Here is a 19,793-nt window from a genome sequence, read left to right as displayed (position 1 = left end):
TTGCGAGAGATCAGTCCAGGAGCGCCAGACTCGCGGTATCGGGCCACCAACCGCCGTACTTGCCTCGTCGTCAGACCCAGACGTTCGGCGGCACGCCATGGCTTGAGCCGCCCCTCCGTCACGTCCTGAATGACCTTGAATCTGTCCAGTTCCCGCATCGTCATTGTTATCCGTTCTGTCACAGCCATCGATATCTAGAGCGCCCGAAAACGGCGGGTGGCTAGCATACGACGGCATCAAAAGCGGACATTTCTATGCGGCTAAAAGCGGACATTACCATCTGGCCGCTACATGCAGATGTCGAGGCTTTTTTGAAATGTCGGGGCTGTGGCTAATTAGAAATGTCGGGGTTGAGGTCGGTTTTGGGTCTGGGTGAGGATTGGTTTTGGACTCCTTCCTATCTCTCCAGGGAGGTTGTTTTTAGCACCGAGCCTCCCGGGCTCCAGTGTGTCCCCGTTACCGTCGCATTCCAGTCCTCCAGTGTCACCTCGCGCGGCTTCTTCGTAGCGGGCCGCCGCGCCTTCGCGCGCACCGGTTCACCGCGGTTCGTGCGTGACGGCGAGCCCGATGCGCGGCGGTTGTCACGCTGCGCCTGCAGCGCCTGCGCGACCCGCAGCGCGTGGCCCAGCCGCTTGTGCCCGACCACGGCCCCCTGGTCGATTTCGGCAAGCTCATCGAACGCGATACAGGGCAGCGCGACGCCACCGGCACGCAGTTCAATGCGTCCGTCCGGATACTCCCACACGTCGATGTAGCGGCCGATCAGCCGGCGGGTAGCCGGTGTGTCCTCCAGCAGCCAGATCATGCGGTCATTCAGCACGGTCAGCGATTCCGACACCTTGCGCACCACCCGCCACGTCAGGATCGTGTCGAGATTCTCGTCCTCGCGTAGCGGCCGGTGCGCGTCGAACGTGCTCCGCGGTGGCTTCGCAAAGCGCGCGTTGTAGGCGGCCATGAAGGCGGGCGCCCAGGCATTCGCCGCTTCCATGGTCTGGATGCCGCGCAGCCGCAACTCCTTCACGAGCCGGTCCTGCAGCGTCAGGTTGGCGCGCTCCACGCGCCCCTTGGCGGGGCTCGAGTTCGCGCAGAAGGTGTCGATATTCAGCTCGTACATCGCCCGGCCAAACTGCGTGATGCCGCGCGCGCCGGTGCGGCTGTACGTTGGCCGGAATACGCTGGCACGGTCGCTGTAGAACGCCACCGGCTTGCCATGGCGTTCGATGTACGCCCGCGTCGCCTCAAAGTAGCTGAAGGTCGACTCCGTGGCCGTGAAGTGCAGCGTCATCAGGCGGCTGGTCGCATCGTCGACATACACCAGCAGCGTGCAGGCCGGTGCCCGCTGCTCGAACCAGTGATGGTCGCTGCCGTCGATCTGCACCAGTTCGCCGAAGCACGCGCGTCGGGCCCGCGGCTGGTGAATCTTCGGCGGGCGCTGCTTGCGCGGCACCCACAGGCCGGCATCGCGCATCCAGCGTCGCACGGTCTCCTTGGCCAGCCGCACACCGTGGCACTCGTACAGCTTCTCGCAGGCCAGCGTCGGACCAAAGTCGGCGTAGCGCTCACGCACGAGCGCCATGGCCCGCGCACGCAGATCGATGGGCAGTTCACGATTGCTCGGCTGGCCACGCTTGCCCGACACCAGTCCGGCTGGACCATCGGCCTCATAACGCCGGCACAGCCGGCTGATCTGTCGCTCACAAAGATCCAGCCGCTCGGCTGCCTGAAAGCAGCGCAGGCGGCCTTCAATGACCGCCTCGATGACCTTGACTCGTTCCAGTTCGCGCATGCTCGCCGTGATCAGACCACGCCCATTCATGATTCACCCCCGGGTCGACGCATCGCGACAGCGTGAGCCTAAGGGGGCAAAAATCGGACATTTCTAATTAGCCTGAATCGGACATTACTAAAAAGCTTCTACACTAAATAAAACGTTAATTCGCTTTATGTCAAATAAAGCTCGTGAGGGAAATGCGAAGCGCGGCGGGCCAACCTCACCCGCGATGTTCCCTCGCTCGGAAACCCGCTATCCGACACGAGCCAGTTCTTCAAGCAACGCGGGCCGTCGCAACTCCGCGCATAGCTGGACGGCATCGAGCACTTCGCGACGCGAAGTCGACGTTGCCTCCTCGCCGAACTCCCGAATATCAACACGGGTGACGCCGTCCGTACTTCCATCGTACAAAACCTCTACTGGGCCGGAGCGCCAGCCTGTTTCTTTAAGACCTCGTCGAATCGTCACGCGTCGCGAGTTTGCGCGGGAGAGCGACCAGTACCAGCAGTGCCGCGAGCAGGACGCTTCCTGCAATCATATAGAGAGCAGTCTCCATACTTCCGGTCAGTTCCTTTACTTTGCCCACGAGGTACGGACTGATTGCTCCGCTGAGATTGCCGACGGAGTTGATGAGTGCGATCCCGCCAGCTGCGGCCGGACCTGCCAACACTTTGGGGGGTAACGTCCAGAATACGGGGAGACAACTGATAGTTCCGACCGCTGCCAAGGTCAGGGCCAGCAAGGAAAGACTGGTCACATGGCCAAACCACCCCGACAGAGCATACCCGATGCAGGCGGCAACCAGCGCCGTCCCGAGATGCTTGCGGCGTTCTCCGGTACGATCCGAACTCCTCCCCACCAAGATCATGGCAACGCATCCAGCAGCATAAGGGATCATTGTTAGGAAACCGATCGACATTTTATTGACCACTCCGGTCTGCTTGATGAGTTCGGGTAACCAGAACGTCAACCCCCACAGCCCGATAAGGGCGAACAGGTAGACCGATGCGAGAAAGAGCGTTTCCGGCTGCCGGAGAGCCTTGCCGAAATGATGTTCGCGACTCGCGCTGGCTTCGAGCGACAGGTTGTCATTGATCAGTCTGCGTTCGTCGGCCGTCAGCCACTTCGCATCACTCGGGCGATCCGTCAAAAAGAACAAGACCGCCACTCCGAGGGCGGCCGTTAATGCACCCTCGAGCAGGAACAGCCATTGCCAGCCGGGAAGTTTTCCGAATCCATCGAAATAAGTCATGACGAAGCCGGCGACCGGACCGCCGATTACGCCTGACAATGGGACGGACGCCAGAAACAGTGCGTTGATCTGCGCGCGCTTTTTCGGGGGGAACCAGTACGTAAAGTAGAGCATGACGCCCGGCATAAAACCGGCTTCAGTCGCGCCAATGACAAAGCGCAGCACGTAGAACCAGGTCTCTCCTCGCACGAACATCATCAGTGCCGAAGCAATGCCCCAGGAGATCATGATTCGGGCAATCCATTTCCTGGCACCAACCCGCTCAAGAATGACATTGCTCGGGATCTCGAAGAGGAAGTAGCCGATGAAGAAAATCCCGGCGCCGAGGCCGTATGCCGCGTCGGAGAGGCCAAGATCGCTTTGCATTTGCAGCTTAGCAAAGCTGATGTTCACGCGATCCAGGTACGCGCAAATGAAGCAGATGGCTAGAAACGGGACTAGGCGCCAGGTGGCTTTTCGATATACGGTCGCCTCCAACGAAGTGCTGACTGTAGTGTCCAGAACTCCGCGATCACTTGCGTTCAACATGTGTGTCTCCTAATGCTTTTGAGCTTCGCCGGCGGCTCGGGCCGGCGAAGCCTTTTTTTGTCAATCAGATGTTCATCGGTGTTCGTGACGGAATGCTCCCGTGTCATCCCGTGACCGATGCGGCGTATTCCTTCCAGTGGCCAATATCAGCGAACCCGGGCCCGCCGTTGTCCGGGTGCACCTTGCGGCCAAACCCGTTGTGAAGATCCAGTCCCCGTTGAAACCATTTGGCTATGGGATCGTCGTCTTCGAGCACCTTGAAGTCAGTGGCGAGTCGCCCCCATTGGAATGCGGCCATCACGATGTAGTCCGCGTGCCCGGGTGCCTCGCCCGCCAGCCATGGCTGCTTGTGTGCATCTCGAAATAAGACCATTAACGCCAACAGCGCGATCTCGCTTTTCTGCAGTGCAGCATCCGCTTCGTCCGCCGCCCCCGAATAAGTACAGTCGCGACCAGTTCCACGGACGCAACCGCATTTCCGCGCTATTAACCCCGTTATTTTTGTTTCATGTTCACTGTTCGCGTTTGAGGATCTTTTTCAGGCCCTCTTTTAGCGCTTCCATTCTAGCTTCTCGCACAGAGCGCACCGACGCATCAACTGCATCCTCCTCAGTTGGCTCGAGCGTTGGAGAAGAGACACTTCTGTCACGCGGCGGCGCTTTGTCGTCGGACGATGCACCGACCAGGTCCTGATACGTGCGGCTCTCGGCCAAGGAGTCGGCACGCTCACGATCAATTTCATCATCCCTCGCGACCGCGTTCACTTCCGAAGCACCTGCGTGGAGCGTAGTCCGCGCGCGAACCAAGGAGTCGACAATGTAGTCTGGAAGTACCCCCACGAAGGTCCGCTTTTTTTCGTATCGAATACGCGCTTTTATGTCCGCTTCTTTCAAGTCAACATTGACATCTTCCACGTGTAACCCATTCCACCTCTCACAGTCTTTTTCGCTACAGCGAAGCGTTATGATGTCGCCGGGCCCTCGCTTCCAGAATAAAATCGTAGGATCGTCGGGGTCGGGCATAGTCACAATCTTAGGCAAAGATCTTCGTCTACCCAACGCCTTAGCAATCTCATTTTCGTAGGTACGTTGGTATTCGGACGAAGTAAACACAGCCCCCATATATTTAACGCCCGCTTTCTGCATTGGTTTCGGCGGATTTCTCGGCAGAAGACCGGTGTAAAAATCTACTTCTCCGTAGTATGTTCTCTCACCACCGTGCCGCCCTTTAATTGCATTATTATAAATTTCACCTCGAGTAGGAGTTACACCTTCTTTTCGCATTTGAATCGAAAGATCCCGAAAATCCAATCCCTCGTTATGCGCCTTGGCAGCTTCATAGAGATATTTCAACAACTGAATCCGAGTAACCTTCGCAACTTTCCTTGCGCCTCGTCGTTCGTCGCGAGCCCGCTCAGACCTTTCACGCGTAAATCCACCAGCTAATTTACTGATTCTCCGAGCGACAATGTTGAATAGGCCTTCGCCAACGCCCTTCGCACGCCCACACGCTATCGGTGCGATCAATATGCCCATTTCCGGCCCATCCTCTACGGTAAGAGGTTCCCGAATTGCTGCAGAGTTTCCTTTCCCCCGGTCGACAAAAACATCATTGGCTAGAGCTCGATACTCGAAGTAGTCGGGCGGAAGTCCAAGCCTCTGCATTAGCTTTGATTGAGATGTACAGGCTCTGAACAATACCTTTCGATACAAACTGGCGCTTTCGCCAAGAAGCGACAGCGCGATACCCAATACGGTACCTGTTGCCTGATCAACCACTATCGCTATCGTCGGACGCCCGATCGGAATACCAAACACTGCATCGACAATTTCAAACTTCGCCGTCGTACAGTCCATCACGATCATATCGCCAGGACCGAGTACAAGATCAGCAGCCGTACCTCGGCCCGCAGCATAGTGATCACGCCACTCTCGGTAACCGACGAGGCGCTTTAGAACCTTTACTCTTCGTTTATATACCCTGGCATAATAGCCAAATTCACCTGAACTCACTGCTCTGCTTTCGCGTACCGGATATCTCACGCGCGTACCCAGCGCAGCGGAACCGTTATCCTGATGCCAGAACAGCCGATGCATCACGATACGTGCTGTCTCGTATGTGAGCCCCATCCGGATTACGAGATGCCAGATTGCCCACTGAATATGACGAAGCGCCCAACGCGTCACCGCATGGCCTACTTCTTCAGTCGACTCGCCTCGTTTCTCGAATACATTTGGCATGCCCCTCTTCTTTGTTATCGGGCCGCGTGACCGGGTTTTCGCTGAGGGATAAGGCCTAAGAGCCAATGTGTTACACCCGAAGTTCTCGTATATTGTTATAAGCATGTACAATCTGGCAACCGAGACTTTTGACTTTTTTGCCTGCTCCCGAACTATCGTTCCTCTCCTCGACCGGCTTGCATAAAATTCCATGCGGCCTTTCGGCTCTATCAGCTTACCCAGCAGTCGAATCCGATACTCGGCCACTTGACGTGCCTTGAGTTCCTCTGCGGGATCTTTTTTTTGCTCGCCCATCTCCTTGGGCCGGATAGATTCCTCGATCTCGATAAGCCGCCCCGCAGCCATCCATGATTGAACCGCCGCCAGTTCGTATCGCTTCGAAGTCGAAGTCGTTTCTGGACACTCTCGCCATACCTGCCGGATAAAGACCGAATTATCCTTGCTACGGAAATGCGTTACCCGATAATAGTGGCTTCCCCTGATGCCTGGTATGCTACCAACCAACAGCTGCCCTTCCCATACATCTGGATCCATGTAACCTCCCACATGCGACTTCCCGGCATGCAGCTTTGGTTCGGCTTACTCGGAGCAAGAGCGAGCTTGAGAGAGAATCAGAATTTCTTCGCCCACTGGATTGTTGATTTTCTCTTCGATAATCCGTGCCCTATGATCTTACTATCCTCCCAAGGCGGGCGGGCTTCTGAAGGATCAATCAGTTGAATATCTGTCCACGCACGGATTGGGAAAGATATATCCAGAAATAGATATCCGAGATTGACCGCTGCCGAAAACAATCCGTAAATCACCTCAACATCCTTTTTCAAAGATTGCGCAGCTCTTTGTAGAATACGTGCAACCGACTCACCTCCGTAGTTCTTGTAAATCCAGTTTCCGAGAACGCGCGCTTCAATCGACGATGAATTGAAATCAGTTTTTCGACCCCATAGAAAGATTTGCTTTGCCGATTTACCGGCCACGTCGAGCGCCTCGGTTCGCGAGAACAGAAAATAGAGGAAGCCAGCATCAGACGCTTCGTCACGCTCCAACGTGATTCGCCTCTTGACTTTTGCATCCGTCAAATCACTTGCGAGCTTGTGCGACCCAATCAAATAGTGCAACTCCCCTGCGGCACTTTCTGCCGTTACGACGACATCCATGCTTATTACGTCACGGCTGCGAAGAATCGGCTTCTGGTCAGTTAATCCTGAAACATAATCGTCCAATAATCGCCGGGCTTTCGCGAGAGGCCAAGGATATTGATAACGATAGCTCAGCACAAACGGTGAAGTTTCCATAACATACATCATGTCGAGTTCACCCCTACCCATACAATGGCACAACGCGCCGGTTTTTCGACTTCGTTTTATATAGTTTGTTGTCGCTGGCGAATCGCGATTGCTTCTTAATTTTCCTATGTAGTCCGGACCGGATGGCATTCCCAAGGGATCGGCCGGCAAATGCGTACAGGGAAAGCGCAGTCCAAATCGATGCATGGCATGGAACCGTGTGATCGTCCGAAAAGGAAACTGCTGGGTAGACGCAAGCAGCTCATGCCATAAGGCGTTATTTGCTCATTTTCCGGCTTCGGACTTCGATTCTTTCCGACAATGCAGCAGTGCGTTCGGCAACGCGGCGTCTATAGTCATCCGATCCGATATATTCCTCATACTTCTGAAGCGCATTTCGGTCGACACGTTTTCCGCAATATGCTCGGTTTATAATTCGCACGGCCTCCAAGACTGGCTGCATGTATTTTTCTGCAATTTCCCGCACGTATTTTCGCGTCGGCACGACAACCCCGTCTTGCGCCATACATGCTAGCAGCGCGCTAAAGTATTTCCTGATGTAGCGCCGCAAACCCGCCGTATAGGCCTTCACCTCATACGCGAGCCATTCCGGTGGCTCTGGATCTCCGGCTGTGACACGCCATCGCCAGAACGCATTACATATATTGTTCATATCCTCGTCGTTCAATATCGGAAGTAGCGGTATCTGACCAAGCGTCATCAGCTTTTCAGATTGCGACATATGCGCCTCCAGCACATCCAGGAGCAGCATGGTTCCCACACACATGATTGGGACGCGGGATTCTTCCTGAACGCCTACCAGGAAATCCAACATGCTTAGCCGCAGTCGCTTGTCGACCCGCCCCCAAAGTTGTACGTCCTCGATAATGAGCAACCCGACCAGATTCGACGTGAGCATGACGGCGGTTCGGGTTACATATTGCGTGGAGCTACCAAGGCGACGTTCGAAGACACCGTTATTGCCACAGATGTCGTCGACCTCCGAGGCAATCCCGAGCGCCAATTGCTTAACTGTTGCCCTTCCCGCAGCCGATATTCTCACGATCATAATTTCTGGCCAGCGGCAGGGCTTCCCACCAAGCGCCGTATGAAGGACGCCTCCGTCGCCCACATACGAGCAGACCCGATTAATCAAGCAAGACTTCCCGCTGCCCGTAGGACCAAACATCACGATTCCGCCCGTTGACCCTTCATAACCACCGCTCGAACGAAGGGTTATAGGAGAACCCGTCAGGCAAATTCGATGAAGGTGATTCATGAATTCGCCAGTAAGAGGATTGGTTTCGCCATACTTCCCGCGAAGCACCCTCATCATGGTTTGAAATCCGTCAATGTGTTCAAACGCCGGCACAAAAACCTCCTTGATTTGATCGCAGAATTCAATTCTGACTTCCTTGGGGAGCGTCATGAAGTCCGCTTGTCTTGCTTTTGGTTCATTCGCCAGAAATTCCAATGCGGTTGCATCGTCCGGATACCCAGGAAAACACAGAATCGTAGGATTTCCTGCATAACGAGGATTCATCTCATCCGTACGATAAGTTGCTGGCCTTAGCCTTCCGGGCAATGATCCGGATGCCACCCAGGGAGATTGAACCGCTCGCTCGACCCTTTTTCGCTGCGACCGCTCACCGATTGCGCTTTCCATTGCTCCGCTCCTTTCTAAGGCGACGGTACTGTGCCGCTCTCTCCAGATGCCACCGGACCGCACTCAACACCTCTCGTCTTGTCAGGTCATCGAGTGATTCAACCCCGGATTCCGACAGAATTCTTCTTAGATATCTGTATTCTTGTGATGACCGCGGATACAACTCCTGATTGTGCCAGATATGCCGCAAAAGTCTCACATTGAAAATCAATGATTCTTCCGAAAATTTTTCATATACCCATCTCGACATCGGCATATTTTCGAGAGATTTCTTAGGTATATACATTCCACCAAATCCGGAAACCATAAGAGAAAACGTTATTTTTCTCGGCCTACGTGAATCATCACGCAATAATCGGACACGATCTTCCATGTATTCAGCGAGTTTCGCGTCGAACCGCGGTGACGGATGCAATCTCCATTCGCCGATGGATCTCTCTCGGCTCATACCGTCTATCTTGTTTTCAAGCCATTCAGAATCAAATTCCCTCAAGTATTCATATTGCAAGCTCGCTGAGTCAATAAGATCGTCAAGATCACCCGTTGAGTTATTGGCGACACATTTTTCAAAGTCGCTTCGGTATGCTTGTATCGTCGGCTGTGATGCTGTCCACGTACCCAGCTTCCCGATGTCGATAGCGTCTTGCACACGATCGAACAATAAAGCGAACAAGGTAGCGTTATATGTTAGGGACGGCGAAGGCGGCACAGCACTCGAAATAATGCCCTTCAATCTAGAATTGGCCGTTTGCGGAAAATTAAGAAGTTCTCTTGTTTGTCGACTGACATGCCCCTCCAAAAAATGGATGAATTGTGGGATCGTTGAGATGCCGATATCTCGAAATCGGGCTTGATACGCCGCAGCAACCTGGCCCCGGTTAATTTCCGAGTCGGCCAGAATGGTCAGAAGGTCTGACTCGACTTCCGCCATGCGTGCCAGGAAGTCGAAGTCCCTTTGTGAAACCGGCGGGATGCATGGGACGGCTGGCCGACCACACATACATGTCTCCGATGGAATAATGACCTTTAGCGTCGTACCTACAGACCACTCGCACTCGCCGCATCCCGATGTCAAGTAACAGCGGTGATCAGGACACACGTAGCTCCCCGCTAGACAGTGCGTTCGATGCAGATAGGCAAATCCGTACTGTTGCTGGTCCGACATCACGCATTCCTTGCAGTAGCGGATTGCCTGGCGACTTTTCCCGAACCAAGAAGCGCCACAGCGGCACCCCCGTCACCACGGATGCCAGAGATTAGCTCTTCGTAGGCCTTCGCCATTACAAACGGCTTTATTGACGGGATACCCGTGTGATGTCTTATCAGATATTCCTTGTCCTTAATCGATAACGCATCCGACACGCTGTCGAGGCCGGTCGGATTAAACGCCTTGAGTGTCGTGCTTCTTCCCGTCAGAGCATTCCAAGTCCTTGTGGTCCCGGTATAACCGTTCAAGAGCGCCATTCGATGGATCCATCCAAGAACGCTTTCCTCCGGCATCAAAGGCGCAAGAATCATGTTCCACCTCCTGATCATTAACGGTGCGCATCTCCGTCAAGCAATTCATCAATAAGCTGAGCCGTAGATGGGAGCTCTTCACGGTTAGCATAGAAGGAACGCTCTGCGGGGTGACCTAATAGCAGCGACCTCGCGCTTAGTGAGCACCGACCGCAGCCTCCATCCTCATCCAGGATTCCGGCTCGCTCCAAAACATGAGCGCGCAAGGCTTTGTCCAGTTCAGCCATCCTCGCAGGATGACGTGCTCTCGCACCGACCTTACGTCTGCTGCCGGGCATAGCTTCCTCGTACGCCTGCGGATCCGTGCTTTGAAGGCTACGCGCCGCGTAACTCAAGCGCTGGAGGATTTCGGACCTCGTTGCATCGGGATTCGCGGCTCTGTAGGCGTCGATCTGTTTAACGTAACGGTCCGTGTTGGGTGGCCCCAATCCAGTCCGCCTCGTCGTCCCCGTACGGGGGTTTGTTGCGCGATTTTCGGGGCACCGATGTGTGCTCACTGCACGCGAGAATGCTTCCAAAGACCCAAACAGGAAGTCGATAAGTATTGCGACGTTGTACGCGGACAGAACCCTGCTGTTCGGACGCAGATAGTCGACCAAAGAAATTTCACCCGACGCCGTCAACAGTCCAAACTTGTGGAGAACACTACTCCCATATCTCTCGTATATTTTTTGTCGAAACAAGCTTCGGCTCAGACGGCCATATCTCGTCATCCCCAAGCGCTCGACCTGCCTCTGGAAAACAGAGCCAATATCGCAAACATCCGCGAAATACGGCATGTCCCGTTCAAGGCATTTCGTCAAGATGGATGCGACGCGGACATGCACTTGTAGTTCTGGCGAGTCGTGAGCAAGAAGTGGCACCGCAGCCTTGCCGCACGAACATTCGACGGACGGGAACCGAAGTCCCCGACGGAAAGACTGAGACTGAGGACAGGTCCCGCAGCCGGTCGTCAGTGAGCACCGATGTTCTGAGCATGCGTATGTGTCTCGGAAGGTGTGCTCCACGTGCCGATAAGAAAAGCCAAGCACCGAAAAATCGTAACGTGCACACTTTGGGCAGTAATATCCCTCTACATTTGTTTGTAGATAAGCGCCTCTCGACCTGTGGTAATCGAGCGCGCGGCAGCGGCCAGCTTCACCCGATACCAAAGCACACACCGCATCGCGCTCCTCTCGTGACATCGTCAGACGCATAAGCGCCGGCAATGGGGTCCGCGTCTCCCGAATCTCGGCTGCGTCACCCAACACTCCTTCGGTCGCCGCTGCCAGGTTATTCAAATTAGTGACAGAAAAAAACGATCGAATTGGCCGTAGCCCCAAGGATTTCACGAACCCCTCGACTGATGTAAAGCCATTTATGATCGCAGTCCGCATCAAGAAGCTTGGCGGGGTCTCTCTCGGGGGCGCCATAGGGAGGATCATACGTAACCCGATCAGTATGTCGAGAAATCAGTTCCGTAAGCTTTTGGACGGACGGCCATCCATGTCCGCAAAGCGAAAGCACGCAAGAATTTTAGGCAAGCGCGGCGCACGTTTTCAAGGCGCCTCTCTGGACACGCTGCACACGCTTCGTACCGCCTCTCATGCTTGTGGCTTCGAAAGGAATTGATAGTTATCCAGATCGTTCGCCATTAGCGTCAACCAGGTTTTTTCGAGACGATCCGGTATTCCGACCACAGCGTACTAAAAACTTGGCTGGATGAACCGAAGCGATGTAGCAGTGTCTATTTTCGTGTGCGTATCGATCACCGCTTCACCATCTTTAAAAGATCTATTTTTTGCTTGTCAATGTCCATGTTTCCTGGTAAATATTTTTATTGTTATTTGACGAAACTCATACTTGACACTATACGAGTTGCGCTCCACTTTCATGCAACTTGATTGCCCAAGAAATTTCACTTTCGCGAATCTTGATTGTCGACCGTGAGGATCGAATCATCTCCCGCAGACGGTCCACCCATCGACCGCTCGTGTGCAGTCGATCAAGCGCGTCATCCTGCGGTGAACGGAGTGGTTAAGGCCAAGTCGTGACGGGGCCTCGATATGCCGGATGTTTGCGAATGGCGGCTGCCTTTCCCGTTACAATTTTGGCGCCGCAACAAAGTCAGCTGTTATTTGACTACTTCATTCTTATGCGCGCATTCGCCGCCGGCACAAGCGATGATTTGCGTTGTGCGACTGCAGTCCCACGGACCTGCGGATGGCTCGGACGACCGCACGCCGACGCCACGAAAGCAGCGCGCTTGCCTCACTACTTCCCGTAACTTTCTTGGTGACAATTGACCGCGGAAGTCTATTTTGTGATGCCGAATGCGCTAGCCATCTGCCTCGCGCGCCGTACCTCGTCGCTGTGCAGATAGGTCGAAGTCGTCGAGATCGACGCATGGCGCAGGTTGTCGCGTACCGCGGTAAGTTCGGCGCCGTGCGAGAGCGCAAAAGTCGCGTGGGTGTGACGCATCCAATGAGTGCTCGCGCGGCGGAGCTTGTTCGCAAGGGGTAGATGATCAACTGCCACGAGCCCTGAAGCCTGCAAAAAGAAACGATGCAGCACCGCCCACAGCCGCGCACTGCTAATCGCTCCAGCGGCTTCTTCGTCCAGGTTTCCAATTAGCGGTGTATCCGGTCGCCAGCGCGCGGGCGAGACGGGCAGCCCCCTGGCGAGCAGGTAGTGCGAAAGCGCGTTCCACGCCAATGGCGGTAGTGCAACCTTGCCAAGCTTGCTGCCTTTGCCTCTCACGTGCAGCCAGCGTTCCCCCTGCGGGGTGAGCTCGATGTCGCGCAGTCTCGCCCCCACCAGTTCGCCCGCACGTAATCCGGTCGCAAAGCCGACATCAAGCACGAACCGCAAACGTTGTGCTGCCGACTCGCTCCAACCATACGACCATTCGAGTCCATCAGCGATGACGCGGAGCAGCGCCCATTCGCCGTCAGTGAAGGCCCGTGAATCGTCAAGGTCGCCCGTCCTGGCGCCCTCCCGTACCTTAACGCCGGCAAAAGGATTGGCCAGCACGTACCGCTGTTCGACCAGCCAGCGAAACAACGCGCCGATGATTGAAAGCGCGTGAGCGACCGAGCGACCCGACAGGCCACCGACAAACGGCCGCCACTCGGACGAGCTGCGGGGTCTCTGCGGTCCTACCCACCGGGTTGCGGGCGTCGGTCGTCGCAAAAACGCCCGATATGCCACCGCATCTTCCGTCGTCAGCGACGACAGCGCCTTTCCCCGTTCGACAATCGCCCACAGGATCAGGCGTTCAGCCTCCTTCCGGTACGTGCGCTGAGTCGCCACCGATTCGTGCAGCGACAGCCAGGCCTGCACCGCTGCGTAGTCGTTATCGGCGGACAGTACGCAGGTCGCACGGGGCGCGCGAAAAGAACCGTTGGAGCCATCGACTTCGTGCGGAAGGCGAAGGCTTTCCCACGGCGCCACGATGCCGGTGCGGGTCGTCTCGATGAGCACGCGGGCACGCGCGGTCAGCGCCGGATGCGCCGCAAAGACTGCCTCGATCCGCTTCGCACTGGTAGCGCCCAGTCCGGGGATCGTTTTCCACCACATTCGACGTCGCGGGATGCGCACGGTCAGATCGGCTAGCGTTGCAATACCCTGCGCCCGCAACGCACGTGCAGCCCGCTCGGAGAACCAGCGCTCAACCGGATCCGAAATTTCGGGTTCTGGCGGCTTACCGTATCTCAGTATCTCGATTGCATGCGAGACCGCCTTCGCGCGCCGCATACGCTCGGTGACCGGGTGCTCAAGCAGTTCCACAAAATCGTCCCGCTTCGCTCGCCGCGCGACCGAAACCAGAGCTCGCCGGATCTGCCCCAGCACGCCGCGGGCCGAACGGCTTTGCCCGAGGCGCCCCGGCAGATACCGTTCGACGGCCCCTCGCGTCGACATGCCGGTGTACCAGGCCCTCAGGACGGCGATTTCGTCCGCATCGGGGAATCCGGCCGGCGCGGCCCCTTGGAGAGCCGATGTCAAGAGGCGCGTTTTCATACAGCCTAGTTTAGGCCGAAAAGGCGACTATCCCGATAACAAAGGTTATCCCAATAGCGGGCAAATCCCGCCGGTTTTCTTCAAGCAACCGGAAGGCAGATCGCGGTCATTTGGGTTTTGGTTACGACTCGGGGTCGAGGTAAGCGGAGTAATTGACGGCCACCACGCAAGACAAATCCACCTACTCAATGACGATGCCGTTTAGCCAACGCCCAGCGTTCGCTGTCAGACGCCACCTTGTCAGCACACATGTCTCACTCGACAAGATCGCCCCTCGAACATTCGTATAGCGCGTAATAGTGCTTTCGGCCTACTCGCAACACATCGAGCGCGTCGACGTGGTCAACCGAGTGCCCGTGGACTACGATTTAGTCACAGCACGGGGAACGTTCGTCGCGCTGAGGAGCACAAGATGACGACTGCACTTGAGCGCACCAATGCTGTCATCGGAACCGGCGAGTTCTTGCGGACGCTCGCCTCATCCGGCAATGCAGCTCCTGCGGGCGATGTCCAGAGAATCGCGGAACGGCTACTTCGGCACTACCCGCTCGACGCAGACCTCGCGGTTTCCGCCGTGGCGCGACCGGACCTCTGGGAGGATCCGGACCATGCATCATGGCAGCAGGTCGCACAAATCCTTTCACCGATAGAAATAGGGTGACGCTATGACAGACGCGGACGTGCCAGCAGCGTTTCCCAGGGAGACAGCGCCGCCCGTCGTCTCTGGCGCCCAGCCGAAGGTTTGCGCCCGGCTGTCAAACGGCGTCTATGTTAACGGCCAGTCTGACGACGAACGCGAGGAACGTTGGCTTTTGTGCGAAGACCTTGCGAACCAGCTTGTTCGCGTCGCGCGCAACGAAGCACTGGCACACCCAGCGCAATCACCGACGCAGACGCTTGAGCGGGTCCGTGTGTCAGTCGCGCGCAAGGGCTGGGTGTCGCCCGACGAACTCGAATGGCTCATTCGGCGCTTGAACGAACTCCTCGGCTGGTAACAGATCAACCGGCTTGGCTGTGTGCGCGGCCTATCCCACTCCGGAAATCCCGAAACCATGACCTCTACATCGAGCCGGGCCAATTCCAGTCCCCCTAGTTTTGCGAGAAACCTTCGGGCGCTCGGGGAAATAGTCAAAAGGCAACGCGTCAGTTGCGAGCTCAATCTCCTGGACGCCGCCGACTATATGCACCTTTCAGTGTCCGACTTGAGCCACCTCGAAGACGGGCAGCCCATCGATACCGGCAAGCTCATCAAGATACTGAACGAACTGGGCATGGTCATGCTCGTCCTGAAGAAGGCCGACGCAATTGATGCATTGAGTGCCATAGGCGAAGATATCGACTGGCCACAAGGCACTGCCGAGCCGCCTCGACCTCGCAAGCAGGCCGTTTCGGCTCCTGCGAGCCCGGAGAATACGACTCCGACATTATTCGTAGACTTTGACGGGACGCTTCATGTCGGCGCATCGTACATCGACGAGCATGGGCTCATCACGCTTGACTCCGGCGCCCCGCTGCTCGAATTCGCGCCTCTCCTTGTCAAGATCCTTGAACCGTATCCGTCGGTAGAAATCGTGCTAACCACGTCGTGGACACGAAACTTGCCACCTGAGAAGGTAATTTCCTTCCTTCCATCCGAGCTGGCTCGTCGCGTTGTTGCGACGACTCGCAGCAGTACTGCCCGCCTGGGCTATATCAAAGACGGCACGGACCGCACGTACATCATTTGCACGTTCGCGAGTAACAGGCGGCTGACCAGATGGCTCGCCCTCGACGATCGCGCACACGGTATTGAGAAATTTGAGCGGGTACCTGGTGAGCTGCAGAATCACTTCGTGTGCCTTGACCCCTCGCGTGGCATCAGCGATCAACGCGCGTTGGACCGGATTCAGGAATGGCTGGTGAGCGTTCACGCGCCACGAATCGATTGAAACGAGCACGCTACGCTGGAGGGGCAGCAACCCTACGGTGTCTCCGAGTAACGCAAGCGATGAAGTGGTACTGCCTATCCGGCAAAGCTCCTGTTCTCTTCATCACGGAGGTAAGAGGCAAAATTGTTCCTCTTGGGCGTGTTATCCCGTGTATCAGGCAAAAAATTGCTGGTTGTCACATGCACGTCCCAGGTCATCACGGATTGGTCAAATGAAAACTCCGAACAGTCCCTGGCGGGCGCGGACACCCGCTGAGTTGGAAGCCGAAGTCGGGAACAATTTGAAGACGCATCGAGTGCACAAGAACCTGGACCAGGCTACTGTGGCGGCACGTGCCGGCATCAGCGTGCGCTCGCTGAGGAACCTCGAAAATGGCAATGGATCGTCGCTGCGCACGCTTATTCTTGTGCTTCGTGCCCTGGGCCGCGAGACATGGCTGGACACGATCGCCCCGGTTCCGACCATCAACCCCACCATGCTGACGCGCACAGCTGCGCCTCGTCAGCGGGCAAGTAAGCCGCGGTCGAGGAAATCTGAATAAGCGTGCGTGGCAAGCACATCTCGCTCGCCAGGTTGTCGGCAACCCTGCGGCTTGTTCGAACACGCTGGTACATGCGAAGGATTCAGACGGAGTTCGAATGCGATGGCGTATTCGAGAGCGCGCTCACGCGGCTCGATTCATCGTAGCGCCTGGCCTGCTCCCACGTGTATTGATCTCTCCATCTAGCAGCACCTGAGGGCGGCCGGTCGGCTTCGGGCTGTGGGAGAAATTCGGCTATTGCATTGGGACACATGCCGCCGCGCCGCTCCAGCTTGTCACCCAGTGTTGCCACTCGCGACCAAAACTCCGACCGACGCACCCAGGGCAGTCGCAATTGCAAACCCTGAGCGCGTCCGGGCATCGGTCCGGTGCCATCTTCCTCGACTTTTCGACGGGACACTCCATGTCGGAGCCGCCCTCTGCTCGAATTCGCGTCGCTGCTGCTGTGCTCGTCGGAGACCCCGTATCAGCAACCGCGAAAGTCTGGCCCAACCGACCACTACGACCAGTTTCCTCAGCGGGGACGGTTACCTCGCCGCCCCCTGTCGGACTTCCAACTTCCATTGGTGTGCAACACGTGAGGCGCTTTCCCTCAGGAGGACCGAAGCCACAACGCCCCGTCATTTGCCGCGAACTTGAACATTTCCCTCCATTGATCGTAGTGCTCGTAGAACGACTCATCAAGCATGCCCCTCGCTCGCGCAAGCGGTTCCCAGTAAGCGAAGTCGGCGGCAAGCTTTGCCGAGACGACCGGCCCAAAAAAATCGCCTCCTCGGAAGAGCTCCCGAAACGACCCCGTCTGATCGGCACCAGGCGGCCTCTTCTCGTAATTGGCGAAATCCGCGAGCCGCGCGAGCTGTTCATAGAAGAAGAACCTGCGTCCAAAGGAGAACCAGCAGTGCTCTGAGCACTTGTACGTAGCGCCGACTTCAAGCCCCTCAGTCAGATATGGCAAATCGGTCCACGCAGGGACGGTAATGAAATCTTCGCCGTCTCCTACATAGAGATCATAGGCAACTGGCCCATCCAGCCTTTTCAGCCCCTTACCCGCAGCAAACAAGACGCTCACGGCCTGCTCCTCAAAATAAATAGTTGAAAACGATAGCGGACTGCCCAGCCGCGCACTGTTGGTTGCGACAAAGCTTGACCTCTAACTGACGCCAAGCGGATTCACCGCAAGCTGTGTCCGCGAATGAACAAAGTGCTTTCGGATATTGTTCCGCAACGACGGCTCCGCTGCTCCATTCGTCAAGAGACCGCATACACTGGAACGCAACGGTACGGCGCGACCGACGAATGTTGATTCACGCCTCCGCCGCGCCGGCGCAAATTGTTGCCGCGCTACGTTGGCGCCTCGCATCTTCGACGCGAGGCGCGACGTGTCAAAACCGAGCGCAACACCCCCTGCAGCCCAGTCGAATATTCACGCTTATCCATGCAAAGCCGCGGGCAACCCGACGTAGCAATCACGCGCTACGGAGAAAAACCAGTCCGTCCTCAGAACACCATTCGAACATCTCTCGCATCGCGACGAAGATGTCATAGAACTCCTCGTCCGCAAACGTCTTCGCCCGCTCGTCCCACTCGGCGAAGTGCGCCGCCAGTCGCTCTGAAGCCTTGGGGCCAACCGTGCCATTCTGCGTCCACACGAAGAAGTCCCTGAAAGAAACGGTGCTCCCTTCCGCCATGGCTTCCTCTCTGGTGCACCCCACCAAGTCACGCAATCAACCAACCCAGTCGCGGCAGACGGTCCAGTGGGGAAAGCCGAAAAACATAGTTTCCGCGCAGCGGTAGGTGGCGTTGACCTCCACGCCGTCGGCGAGTTGCGGGGCTCTCGGATTTCCCACCACCTGAATGAAGTCCTCCTCGTCGAAATCCAAATCCTCATCAGGGAGGTCGGCACCACCCGCGCATGCGTGCAACGTAACCTCGTCAAGCTTCGTCAGCCCTCTTCCTGCATAAAACAGAACGCTCATCATCTACTCCTTGCATGATTCGATGCGGTGCAACCAGGCGGGTGCTCATCCGCATGTTCGGCTTTCCTACCGCGAATCAATTCGCGGCAGTTTTATGGCTTCGATTTCAAAACCGAGCACCAAGGGTATAGAGTGGCCGGCCCAGGATGAGGCACTAAAAAATCTCCCACTATATAAATGGAAAGTTCTCCAAGTCCAAAATAACTGGCAGCCAACAAAGGAAGTTTTTCTAGTTAAAAAATAACTTGTATAAAAATATGCAAGCTTTGATCATTCCATCGTTTCAGTGGCGGGCCGTGCAACAGGAGTCCGAGTATTCGGCCCAATCCATAGGTAAATTCGACGGTCAAGCAAGTGGACCAGTCCAAAACCCATCGATCATCCACCGCCTCCCCGGCGGCCCAGAGCGAAGGGCCTGTTCATGCGGCGGTATCAAAAAGTTTCACGCGTTTTGAAACCCGGACGGCGTGGCTTCTCTTGCTGCCGGTAACCGGTGCGGGCCCCGCCCCAGGTCTCGCGCGGCACCCCGCAGGCCTTTGCTGGCGGTACTCTGTCCTTCGATGCATACCGCGACGCGCTGATGAAGCGTCACATTGAGCCCACTCCATGACGACGTAGCGCAGGGGACATCCCCCGGACGCGCCCAGCGTCCGCCCGGCAACCGCACATGTGTCTCCTGCTTCGCGTGCCAATGATCCGTCCCCGGCAAAATCTCATCGCCTTAGTTGCGCATATCACGCCACATTCGAGCGAATTAGAAATCTCACCGATTTCGCGCCGCCATGCTGCCTCAGAGGTGGCTCCGCTTGTTCGGACAGGGTCCCGAGATTTTTAAGTGGAATTGTTGAGGCAATCAAGCTGCCGATTTTATCGCTGGCAGCGTGGCGAAGTATGCTTCATCCGGCGTCTGATCGGCCAGCCTCGAATGAGGCCGATTCTGGTTATACCAGTTCAGGTAATTGCCGATTGAGCGACGCGCGTGGCCTATCGAGTCGTACGCTTTCAAATAGTTGAGTAGCCCAGCGGAATCGCACCGTCAGGCCCTCCCAGAACTGTACGTGAGCCTCTCGACTCATACAGCTCCTATC

The 19,793-nt window shown here is 56.3% G+C and carries 19 protein-coding genes; 4 read left to right on the top strand and 15 right to left on the bottom strand.

Annotated elements, in window-relative coordinates:
- The 11 genes from GCT13_RS42570 to GCT13_RS42520 form a co-directional block, all read right to left on the bottom strand.
- Positions 1–188, bottom strand: a 188-nt coding sequence (locus tag GCT13_RS42570; protein WP_152767793.1) for a helix-turn-helix domain-containing protein, incomplete at its 3' end; no start/stop codon positions are given.
- A gap of 209 nt (positions 189–397) precedes the next feature.
- Positions 398–1,816 carry an ISNCY family transposase gene (locus GCT13_RS42565; RefSeq protein ID WP_152767792.1) on the bottom strand — a complete coding sequence of 473 codons (1,419 nt, stop codon included), beginning with the start codon at positions 1,814–1,816 and terminating at the stop codon, positions 398–400.
- 400 nt (positions 1,817–2,216) lie between these two features.
- Positions 2,217–3,551 carry an MFS transporter gene (locus tag GCT13_RS42560; protein ID WP_087740051.1) on the bottom strand — a complete coding sequence of 445 codons (1,335 nt, stop codon included), beginning with the start codon at positions 3,549–3,551 and terminating at the stop codon, positions 2,217–2,219.
- A gap of 103 nt (positions 3,552–3,654) precedes the next feature.
- A complete protein-coding gene (locus GCT13_RS42555) occupies positions 3,655–4,038 on the bottom strand; it encodes a glutathione binding-like protein (RefSeq protein ID WP_268958029.1) in 384 nt (127 codons plus the stop codon).
- Positions 4,039–4,063: 25 nt separating this feature from the next.
- On the bottom strand, positions 4,064–6,325 hold the full coding sequence (locus GCT13_RS42550; protein WP_152767790.1) for a hypothetical protein: 2,262 nt from the start codon (positions 6,323–6,325) through the stop codon (positions 4,064–4,066).
- Positions 6,326–6,402: 77 nt separating this feature from the next.
- A complete protein-coding gene (locus GCT13_RS42545) occupies positions 6,403–7,098 on the bottom strand; it encodes a PDDEXK family nuclease (RefSeq protein WP_152767789.1) in 696 nt (231 codons plus the stop codon).
- Between the two features lie 256 nt (positions 7,099–7,354).
- On the bottom strand, positions 7,355–8,743 hold the full coding sequence (locus GCT13_RS42540; RefSeq protein WP_143811204.1) for a hypothetical protein: 1,389 nt from the start codon (positions 8,741–8,743) through the stop codon (positions 7,355–7,357).
- Positions 8,724–9,743, bottom strand: a complete 1,020-nt coding sequence (locus tag GCT13_RS42535; RefSeq protein ID WP_152767788.1) for a hypothetical protein — start codon at positions 9,741–9,743, stop codon at positions 8,724–8,726. The genes GCT13_RS42540 and GCT13_RS42535 overlap by 20 nt, the downstream gene beginning before the upstream one ends.
- A gap of 164 nt (positions 9,744–9,907) precedes the next feature.
- Positions 9,908–10,261 (bottom strand): hypothetical protein, encoded by a 354-nt coding sequence (locus GCT13_RS42530; RefSeq protein ID WP_143811203.1) that lies wholly within the window; start codon positions 10,259–10,261, stop codon positions 9,908–9,910.
- A 17-nt stretch (positions 10,262–10,278) separates the two neighbouring features.
- Complete coding sequence (locus GCT13_RS51485; RefSeq protein ID WP_227747304.1) at positions 10,279–11,673, bottom strand: TniQ family protein; 1,395 nt, start codon at positions 11,671–11,673, stop codon at positions 10,279–10,281.
- A gap of 883 nt (positions 11,674–12,556) precedes the next feature.
- Positions 12,557–14,260 (bottom strand): site-specific integrase, encoded by a 1,704-nt coding sequence (locus GCT13_RS42520; RefSeq protein ID WP_087740043.1) that lies wholly within the window; start codon positions 14,258–14,260, stop codon positions 12,557–12,559.
- Between the two features lie 412 nt (positions 14,261–14,672).
- Here GCT13_RS42520 and GCT13_RS42515 point away from each other — a divergent pair, with 412 nt between their 5' ends.
- From GCT13_RS42515 to GCT13_RS42500, 4 genes are all read left to right on the top strand, one after another.
- A complete protein-coding gene (locus GCT13_RS42515) occupies positions 14,673–14,921 on the top strand; it encodes a BPSL0761 family protein (RefSeq protein ID WP_087740042.1) in 249 nt (82 codons plus the stop codon).
- 4 nt (positions 14,922–14,925) lie between these two features.
- Entirely contained in the window at positions 14,926–15,255 is a 330-nt protein-coding gene (locus GCT13_RS42510; protein ID WP_087740041.1) for a hypothetical protein, read from the top strand.
- Between the two features lie 57 nt (positions 15,256–15,312).
- Positions 15,313–16,188 carry an HAD domain-containing protein gene (locus GCT13_RS42505; protein ID WP_227747303.1) on the top strand — a complete coding sequence of 292 codons (876 nt, stop codon included), beginning with the start codon at positions 15,313–15,315 and terminating at the stop codon, positions 16,186–16,188.
- Between the two features lie 211 nt (positions 16,189–16,399).
- A complete protein-coding gene (locus tag GCT13_RS42500) occupies positions 16,400–16,729 on the top strand; it encodes a helix-turn-helix domain-containing protein (RefSeq protein WP_218274606.1) in 330 nt (109 codons plus the stop codon).
- Between the two features lie 592 nt (positions 16,730–17,321).
- Here GCT13_RS42500 and GCT13_RS42495 read toward each other — a convergent pair.
- From GCT13_RS42495 to GCT13_RS42480, 4 genes are all read right to left on the bottom strand, one after another.
- Positions 17,322–17,798, bottom strand: a complete 477-nt coding sequence (locus tag GCT13_RS42495) for a hypothetical protein (RefSeq protein WP_143811202.1) — start codon at positions 17,796–17,798, stop codon at positions 17,322–17,324.
- 397 nt (positions 17,799–18,195) lie between these two features.
- Positions 18,196–18,417 carry a hypothetical protein gene (locus GCT13_RS42490; protein ID WP_143811201.1) on the bottom strand — a complete coding sequence of 74 codons (222 nt, stop codon included), beginning with the start codon at positions 18,415–18,417 and terminating at the stop codon, positions 18,196–18,198.
- Positions 18,418–18,453: 36 nt separating this feature from the next.
- A complete protein-coding gene (locus GCT13_RS42485; RefSeq protein ID WP_087740039.1) occupies positions 18,454–18,708 on the bottom strand; it encodes a hypothetical protein in 255 nt (84 codons plus the stop codon).
- Positions 18,709–19,558: 850 nt separating this feature from the next.
- Positions 19,559–19,711 carry an integrase core domain-containing protein gene (locus GCT13_RS42480; RefSeq protein ID WP_407670939.1) on the bottom strand — a complete coding sequence of 51 codons (153 nt, stop codon included), beginning with the start codon at positions 19,709–19,711 and terminating at the stop codon, positions 19,559–19,561.
- Positions 19,712–19,793 lie beyond the last annotated feature (82 nt).

Source organism: Paraburkholderia franconis, from assembly GCF_009362735.1.
In the GTDB taxonomy this organism is placed as follows: domain Bacteria; phylum Pseudomonadota; class Gammaproteobacteria; order Burkholderiales; family Burkholderiaceae; genus Paraburkholderia; species Paraburkholderia franconis.
The sequence above is the reverse complement of the archived record's forward strand: the minus strand, read 5'-3'. Positions and strand labels throughout refer to the sequence as shown.

What these genes read in the sequence shown, in the direction of transcription:
- GCT13_RS42500 (WP_218274606.1), top strand. Translation starts at nt 16,400, where the DNA reads ATGAAAACTCCGAACAGTCCCTGGCGGGCGCGGACACCCGCTGAGTTG.
- GCT13_RS51485 (WP_227747304.1), bottom strand. Translation starts at nt 11,673, where the DNA reads ATGGCGCCCCCGAGAGAGACCCCGCCAAGCTTCTTGATGCGGACTGCG.
- GCT13_RS42505 (WP_227747303.1), top strand. Translation starts at nt 15,313, where the DNA reads ATGACCTCTACATCGAGCCGGGCCAATTCCAGTCCCCCTAGTTTTGCG.
- GCT13_RS42550 (WP_152767790.1), bottom strand. Translation starts at nt 6,325, where the DNA reads ATGGATCCAGATGTATGGGAAGGGCAGCTGTTGGTTGGTAGCATACCA.
- GCT13_RS42560 (WP_087740051.1), bottom strand. Translation starts at nt 3,551, where the DNA reads ATGTTGAACGCAAGTGATCGCGGAGTTCTGGACACTACAGTCAGCACT.
- GCT13_RS42510 (WP_087740041.1), top strand. Translation starts at nt 14,926, where the DNA reads ATGACAGACGCGGACGTGCCAGCAGCGTTTCCCAGGGAGACAGCGCCG.
- GCT13_RS42565 (WP_152767792.1), bottom strand. Translation starts at nt 1,816, where the DNA reads ATGAATGGGCGTGGTCTGATCACGGCGAGCATGCGCGAACTGGAACGA.
- GCT13_RS42485 (WP_087740039.1), bottom strand. Translation starts at nt 18,708, where the DNA reads ATGATGAGCGTTCTGTTTTATGCAGGAAGAGGGCTGACGAAGCTTGAC.
- GCT13_RS42540 (WP_143811204.1), bottom strand. Translation starts at nt 8,743, where the DNA reads ATGGAAAGCGCAATCGGTGAGCGGTCGCAGCGAAAAAGGGTCGAGCGA.
- GCT13_RS42490 (WP_143811201.1), bottom strand. Translation starts at nt 18,417, where the DNA reads ATGGCGGAAGGGAGCACCGTTTCTTTCAGGGACTTCTTCGTGTGGACG.
- GCT13_RS42520 (WP_087740043.1), bottom strand. Translation starts at nt 14,260, where the DNA reads ATGAAAACGCGCCTCTTGACATCGGCTCTCCAAGGGGCCGCGCCGGCC.
- GCT13_RS42535 (WP_152767788.1), bottom strand. Translation starts at nt 9,743, where the DNA reads ATGTGTGGTCGGCCAGCCGTCCCATGCATCCCGCCGGTTTCACAAAGG.
- GCT13_RS42545 (WP_152767789.1), bottom strand. Translation starts at nt 7,098, where the DNA reads ATGATGTATGTTATGGAAACTTCACCGTTTGTGCTGAGCTATCGTTAT.
- GCT13_RS42530 (WP_143811203.1), bottom strand. Translation starts at nt 10,261, where the DNA reads ATGATTCTTGCGCCTTTGATGCCGGAGGAAAGCGTTCTTGGATGGATC.
- GCT13_RS42515 (WP_087740042.1), top strand. Translation starts at nt 14,673, where the DNA reads ATGACGACTGCACTTGAGCGCACCAATGCTGTCATCGGAACCGGCGAG.